The organism is Ferrovibrio sp. (genome assembly GCF_029255545.1).
Classification (GTDB): Bacteria; Pseudomonadota; Alphaproteobacteria; order Ferrovibrionales; family Ferrovibrionaceae; genus Ferrovibrio.
In genome coordinates, this window is record NZ_JANLJJ010000082.1 from 47,146 (window position 1) to 53,782 (window position 6,637).

At 60.8% G+C, this 6,637-nt stretch carries 5 protein-coding genes; all 5 read right to left on the reverse strand.

From position 1 onward, the window contains the following. Nucleotides 1-1,147, reverse strand: a 1,147-nt coding sequence (locus tag Q1J79_RS16175; protein WP_300302407.1) for an MASE3 domain-containing protein, incomplete at its 3' end; no start/stop codon positions are given. A gap of 180 nt (nucleotides 1,148-1,327) precedes the next feature. Continuing rightward, on the reverse strand, nucleotides 1,328-2,680 hold the full coding sequence (locus Q1J79_RS16180) for a sodium-dependent transporter (RefSeq protein ID WP_300302409.1): 1,353 nt from the start codon (nucleotides 2,678-2,680) through the stop codon (nucleotides 1,328-1,330). Nucleotides 2,681-2,936: 256 nt separating this feature from the next. Beyond that, nucleotides 2,937-4,115 carry an acyl-CoA dehydrogenase family protein gene (locus Q1J79_RS16185; RefSeq protein ID WP_300302411.1) on the reverse strand — a complete coding sequence of 393 codons (1,179 nt, stop codon included), beginning with the start codon at nucleotides 4,113-4,115 and terminating at the stop codon, nucleotides 2,937-2,939. Between the two features lie 2 nt (nucleotides 4,116-4,117). Further along, the gene (locus Q1J79_RS16190) at nucleotides 4,118-5,245 is read right to left on the reverse strand and encodes an acyl-CoA dehydrogenase family protein (RefSeq protein ID WP_300302413.1); all 1,128 of its coding nucleotides are present in this window, start codon (nucleotides 5,243-5,245) and stop codon (nucleotides 4,118-4,120) included. Between the two features lie 10 nt (nucleotides 5,246-5,255). Beyond that, nucleotides 5,256-6,637 (reverse strand): acyl-CoA dehydrogenase family protein (locus Q1J79_RS16195; RefSeq protein ID WP_300302415.1); only part of this gene is annotated, 1,382 nt, incomplete at its 5' end.

Genomic DNA, 6,637 nt, shown 5'->3' on the forward strand with positions numbered 1-6,637 from the left:
TATTCCCGCGGGGATCGCGGATCGGCGCAATGGTCGATTTGTCCCAGTAGAGCGAACCATTCTTGCGGCGGTTGCGGAAATAGCCGTGCCAGATATCTCCCCGGCCGATTACCTGCCACATTTCATCAATCTGGCGCTGTGGCATTTCGTCAGATTTCAGGAAATCGATATGCCGGCCCACCGCTTCGTCCGCCGAGTAGCCGGTGTCGGCCTGGAATTGCGGATTGACATATTCGACGACCCCGGAGCGATCGGTGATGACGACCATGGCGGGGCTTTGCTCGACGACCTGGGAGAGTCGTTTAAGGGTCCAATGCGGGCCATCAAAATTGATCTGTATGGTCGCATCGAAAATCAGCCAGAAAGCCCAGATCTTCAAAACATGGCCGACAAGATTCGCGATGCCGTATACATCGACATACAGGGTGAACGCGAACTCGGAGATCATGCTGATAATGATGAAATAGATTATCGGCGCCCGATCTTCACTGCGCAGCACGGCCTCAGGGATGCGGGCTACCAAGGCAATCGAAACGGCATGCAGCGCAATGATGACGTATTCGGCGCTGATCTTAAAGGTCGTGAGCCCCTCCCCCTCAACGAAGGCCTGCGGGAAGTGGCCGTAAAACACCGCAACGGCCGATGCGATGGCCAGAGCGCCTATAGCCAAAAAGGCCACCCAGATCGAACCACCCCACCTTGCCAGCAGAGGGCAAAATACCAGGGTCAGAGCCTGCAGAGCCCGGGCGCAAACCCAGAGCTGAGTCGCCTCATTGGCGTCAGTGAACGGCAGCAGATTCATGCCCTTGTAGGCCAGCATATGGAGGAAATCGACCGCGCCGATCCAGAAGAAGCCAAAGCCGAGCATGATAAGAAAGCGATTGCCCTCCAGGGCATACGTCTTCCATGCCAGCCCAAAAAACACCCAGGCGATCATCATCGAAAACAATTCGGCCAGGACGTGGCCCGGCAGGTAATTGTATTGGACGGCCGTCACCACCGCGAGGCTGAGGACGGTCGGCGGGAGCCAGAACCTGGGGCGCATCAGCCTGAGGCCGCCGCGCCATAGAAAAACCGACGAGTCCCCCTTTATCTTCGATTCCGGGGATGGGCCAATGGCAGTGTTCAAGGCACCGAGATCACTCATGCGCGTATGTCCAATCGATACGGCCGATGCGTTATATTAGAGCAATATTATATTAACGCGCCAACCGATCGGAAGTAGCTTTAAATTATAGCGATTCCTCATTGTAGGGGTGGCCGGAATCCAGCCAAGCCGGGTTATTTTCACGGATTGCCGGAATCGGCATTCCAGATCGCTTTGTTTTCAGATCAGGCCAAGTCCGCGCACCATGACAAGCGCGATGATTCCAGGCAGCACAATCCGCAACAGCCATATCCAGATGTAGCGCAATTGCGCCGAAGCCAGTCCCGATGACTGCAGGGCGTCGGCCATCGGCCAGATCCAGCCGGCAAACAGGGCGATGGCAATCCCGCTGAGGGGAAGGACGATAGTCGATGCGAAATCATCGGTAAGGTCCAGCCATGGGATGGAAACGGGAAGAACATCCCGCCATACGCCAAATCCCAGGGCCGCCGGAATGCCGCTGGCGAATGCCACAGCCGCGACAACAAAGACAGCAGCCGGTCGTGGCCATTGCCATTTTTCCATCACCAGGGAAACCGGCACCTCCAGCATGGCAATCACCGATGTCAGCGCGGCGACCAGAAGAAGCAGAAAAAACGCCACCGCAATCCAGCGCCCCGCAGGCAATGCGGCAAAAACCTCCGGCAGGACAACGAATGCCAGCGTCGGGCCATGGGTCGGCTCAAGACCAAGCGTGAAGACGGCCGGGAAGATCATCAGCCCGGCAATCAGGGCAATGATCGTATCCCCGGCAGCAATCACACATGCTGCGCGTGGCAATCGAGCGTTGTTCGGAAGGTAACTGCCGTAGGTGACCAGGATGCCCATTCCCAGCCCGATCGAAAAGAATGCCTGGCCAACGGCGGCAAGATAGGTTTTCGGCTCCCGCAGGACGTTCCAGTCAGGAGCGAACATGAAGGCCAAGGCTCGCGTTGCACCCGGCAGAGACAATCCATAACCAGCCAGCAAAATAACGAGCGCGACGAAAACCGGCATCAGGATTCTGCTGGCGCGCTCAATCCCGCGTTCGACGCCGGCGGCAACCACCACTGCAGCCGCCGCAAGCACGGCACCGAACCAGATAACCGACTGAACGGGATCGGCGATGAAGCCTTCGAAAAAAGCCGCGAATCCGGCTCCGCCAGAGTTGGGCAATCCTTCGGCCAGATAAATCCAGCCATAACGGGCCACCCATCCAGTGATGACCGGGTAATAGCTGAGGATGGTGACGCCCGCGACAATCCCGAGCCACCCTGTCCATCGCCAGGGCACGGCACCTGATATCTGCTCAAAGGCCGCGACTGCATTCGCGCGCGCCCTCTGGCCGATGGCAAGTTCGGCAATCAGCAAGGGAACCCCAAGGCCGATGACCGCCAGCAGGTAAACAACAATGAAGGCGCCCCCGCCATTCTCACCGACCACATAGGAGAAGCGCCAGATATTGCCAATGCCGACCGCCGACCCCAGGGCCGCCAGCACGAAACCAAGGCTTGTACTCCACTGGCCTCGTTGGGGGATGTTGGGGCTGCTCATATGATCTCGTGTTCCGCAACGTCGCGAAGTCGGCTACGCTATCAAATAGGCGAACAATAAACAGGTAGACAGTAAGAGGCGCGGCCGCCCGGCCCTCTTTGCGCAAACTGGCCAAGGCATTCCTCTCAGGCTTCCCGTTCATGCCCGGGTTTCCTGATTGTTTTACGCTATCAGCCCGCCAATCGCCTCGGCAAGGACATTCAGGAATGTCGGAGAATCCTGTGCCGGAGAAGCCTGGGCCTCATTCAATGCCGGTTCAGCGCCGCGGCAGATCAAGCACCTGCTGGGCCAGGATGTTGCGCTGGATTTCATTGGAGCCGCCATAAATGGTCGGCGTGCGTGCCTTGTAGAAACTGGCCAGCACATCGACGCTGGTATTGCCAACCTGTACCGTGCCGTTGATCGCGGCAAAGGGACCGGCGGTTTCCAGCACCAGATCGGCGATACGCTGGAACGTCTCTGTCGCCCAGATCTTGAGATAAGACACATCCTGGCCGAGCTGTTCGCCGCGGATGACAATGGCGGTGAAATGATTGTAGGCGTCAGCCAGATGGGCGACATCCAGTTTCAACGCGTAATATTTCTCACGGAATAGAGGATCGTCCCACATGCCGCGCGCCCGCGCCACGGCTTCCAGAACCGTCAGGCCGTATTCCGGCATCTTCGGACTGCCAACATGGATGCGTTCAAAGCCGAGCAGTGACTTGGCAACCGTCCAGCCTTTGTTCAACTCGCCGACAAGGTTGGAGGCCGGCGTGCGCACCTCGTCCAGGAATACCTCGCAGAATTCCTCATGACCGGCCATGTCGCGGATCGGCCGCACGGTAACGCCTTTCTGGGCGAGATCAACGAGCAGAAAGCTGATGCCTTCCTGCTTCTTTGCATCCGGATCGGTGCGAGTCAGCGCGAACATGTGGGTCGCATCATGGGCCAGGGTGGTCCAGATCTTCTGTCCGGTGATGACGAAATCGTTGCCATCGCGAACGGCCCGGGTTTTCAGGCCGGCGAGATCGGAACCGGCGCCCGGCTCGGAATAGCCCTGGCACCAGATGCTTTTGCAGGACAGCACGTCGGGCAGGTATCTGCGCCTCTGTTCCTCGGTGCCCCAGCGCAACAGCACGGGCCCGAGCATCAGCGTGCCGTGATCCTGATAACGGCCAATGCCCCAGCGCTCAGCCTCCTCCTGGAAGATGAGCAGCTTGGACGCTGACAACCCCATGCCGCCATATTCCAGCGGCCAGTTCGGCGCGATCCAGCCCTTCCGCGCCATGCGCAGGTACCAGTCTTTCGTTTCGTGCCAGCGCAACCGGCGCGGCGCGTAACGCAATTCGGTCGGATAATTGGTTTCGAATTCGACACGGATGATGCGGCGGAATTCCACGTCGTCCAGGGCGTTCCAGTCGCGCTCCTGCGGCACGCCATAGCGGAAGCTCATCGTCATGCTCCTTCGCTCAGATCGCCAAAGCGCCGGCGATGCTCGGCCGCATTGCCGAGGCTGGCGGCCAGCCGGATCATGCGATTCACATAGAGGCCAAGATCGTATTCGTCCGTGAAACCGATGGCGCCATGCAGCTGGATCGCCTGCGTACTGATCAGCAAGCCGGCATGGGCAGCGCGTGATTTGGCGCTGGACGCGACCAGCGACAACGCCTTGCCCTGCGCGCCATGTTCGACGGCTCGCACGGCCGCAGCCTTGGCATGCCGTGCCAGCTCGTTCTGAATGAACAGATCAACCGCACGATGCTGCAGGGCCTGGAAACTGCCGATGGCGACGCCGAATTGCTGGCGCGTGCGCATATAATCCAGCGTCAGTTCAAGCGCGCGTTGCATCAGTCCGCAGATTTCCGCACTCTGCACGATGATCGCCTGATCCAGCGCCGCCTCAACGGTGTCCGTCACCCCGACCCCCGACATCAAAATCGCAGCCTCCGGCGCGACCAGATCGGACAGGCGTAACCAGGCGCTGGAAAATCCGTCTGGCCCGGATTCCTCAATGAGACCGGGACGGATACGGTCTGCATCAACGCAGACAAGTAGCGGACCATCAGCCGTATGGGCCAGCACCAGATAATGATCGGCCTGTGCCGGCACAATGAAACGGCATTCGCCGGACAGGACAATGGAGCCGTTCCGGCGGCTTGCCCTCATTGCGCTCGTTGCCGGCTTCAGACTGCCGTCGGCTGGCTGCCATGCCAGGCTAAATATGGCGTCACCCGACAACGCGGCCGGCAGCAGCGCCCGCTTCAGGGCCTGATTGGTCGATGCCGCCAGCAGGCCGGGTACCAGCAATCCGGCCATGACGAACGGTTCAGGGTAGCAGGCCCGGCCAAGCTGTTCTGCCACCGCAGCGGCCGCCTCGATGCCAAGACCGAGGCCGCCATCCGCCTCGGGTACCAGGATCGACAACCAGCCCTGCCCGGCCATCTGCTGCCAGACCACACGGTCGAAACCGGGCGAACGTCCGCGCCAGTCGCGGATACGGCGGCTGTCAAACCTGGCGAAACCGGCGGCGGAATTGCGCAGCAGCGCGATCGTTTCGTTTTCCGGGATACTATGTGCCGTCATGCTCTTACCCTCACGCCGTCGCGATCTCGGCTGCCTCGGCTATCGACACCGGCCGGCCGGACAGCAGCAGACCGGCAATGCGATCTTCCGTCGCACCAGCCATCGGCGCGAAGGGCCCGCCCACGGCCAGCCGGTGATCGAGCACCAGCCGCGACAGCAGCAGACGCCGCGCATCGCCGCGGCGATCATGAACCTGAGCCGCTTCCCAGGCCAAAGAAACAGCAGATGCGACGTGATACAGGGCGCTGGTGGCGCGTCTGGCATCGGCCTCTGCCGCATCGTTTTCCGCAACCGAACGGGCAAAGCCGATGGCCTGATCGACCAGTCGTTTCAACCGCTCACGATAGGCCTGGGGGACTACCGCTGCGGCGCTAATCCGGGCATGCAGGTCATCGGCCAGCGCGGCCTCCGCGCCATGGCGTCGCACGGCGCGACCCAGCGCATCAAGCGCGACGATGTTGCCAGTGCCTTCCCAGATCGAACCGAGATGGGCATCGCGCAGCAACCTGGCATTGGCAAATTCCTCGACATAGCCAATGCCGCCGCGCATCTCCAGCGCATCGCCGCACATTTTGCGGGCATCGCGGGTCGAGCGGTATTTCAGCACGGGCGTCAGGATGCGCACCAGCGCCGCCGCTTCCTGGCTGCCCTGCTGTTCGGCGCGTTCCAGCGCATCGGCAGTGACGAGGCAGAGCGACAGCGCCTGTTCCAGCGGCAGCATCAGTTTCAGCAGCTGCCGCCGGCTGAGCGGATGGTCGGCGATGCGGCGACCGAACACGATCCGGCCATGGGCCACGGTCATCGCATCATGCATGGACCGGCGCATCAGGGCGGTGGATTTGACTCCATTCGACAGGCGCGACCAGTTCACCATTTCCGCCATCTGCACAAAGCCGCGATCGATCCGGCCGACATGGTAGGCAATGGCGCCATCGAACCTGATCTCGCCGGAAGCCATGGAGCGGGTGCCAAGCTTTTCCTTCAGCCGGATGATGCGGTAGTGGTTTGGCGATCCGTCATCCAGCCGGCGTGGCATCAGAAAAAGGCCGACGCCACGCGTGCCATCCGGAGCGCCATCCGGCCGGGCCAGCAGCATGGCGATATCCGCATCGGCGTTGGAACAGAACCATTTGTCACCATAGAGCCGCCAATGATCACCTTCGGGCACGGCGCGGGTGGTGAGCCGGCCGACATCGGAGCCACCCTCCTTCTCGGTCATGAACTGGGCGCCTTGGGTCAGACGCGTCATGTCGGTGGTGGTCAGGCCATCGAGGTAACGGGTCTTCAGAGCTTCGCTGCCATAACGGTCGAGCAGCATCGCGGCGCCATCGGTGACATTGATCGGGCAACCGAGACCGAATTCCGCCTGGTTGAACAGATAGGTGAAGGCAT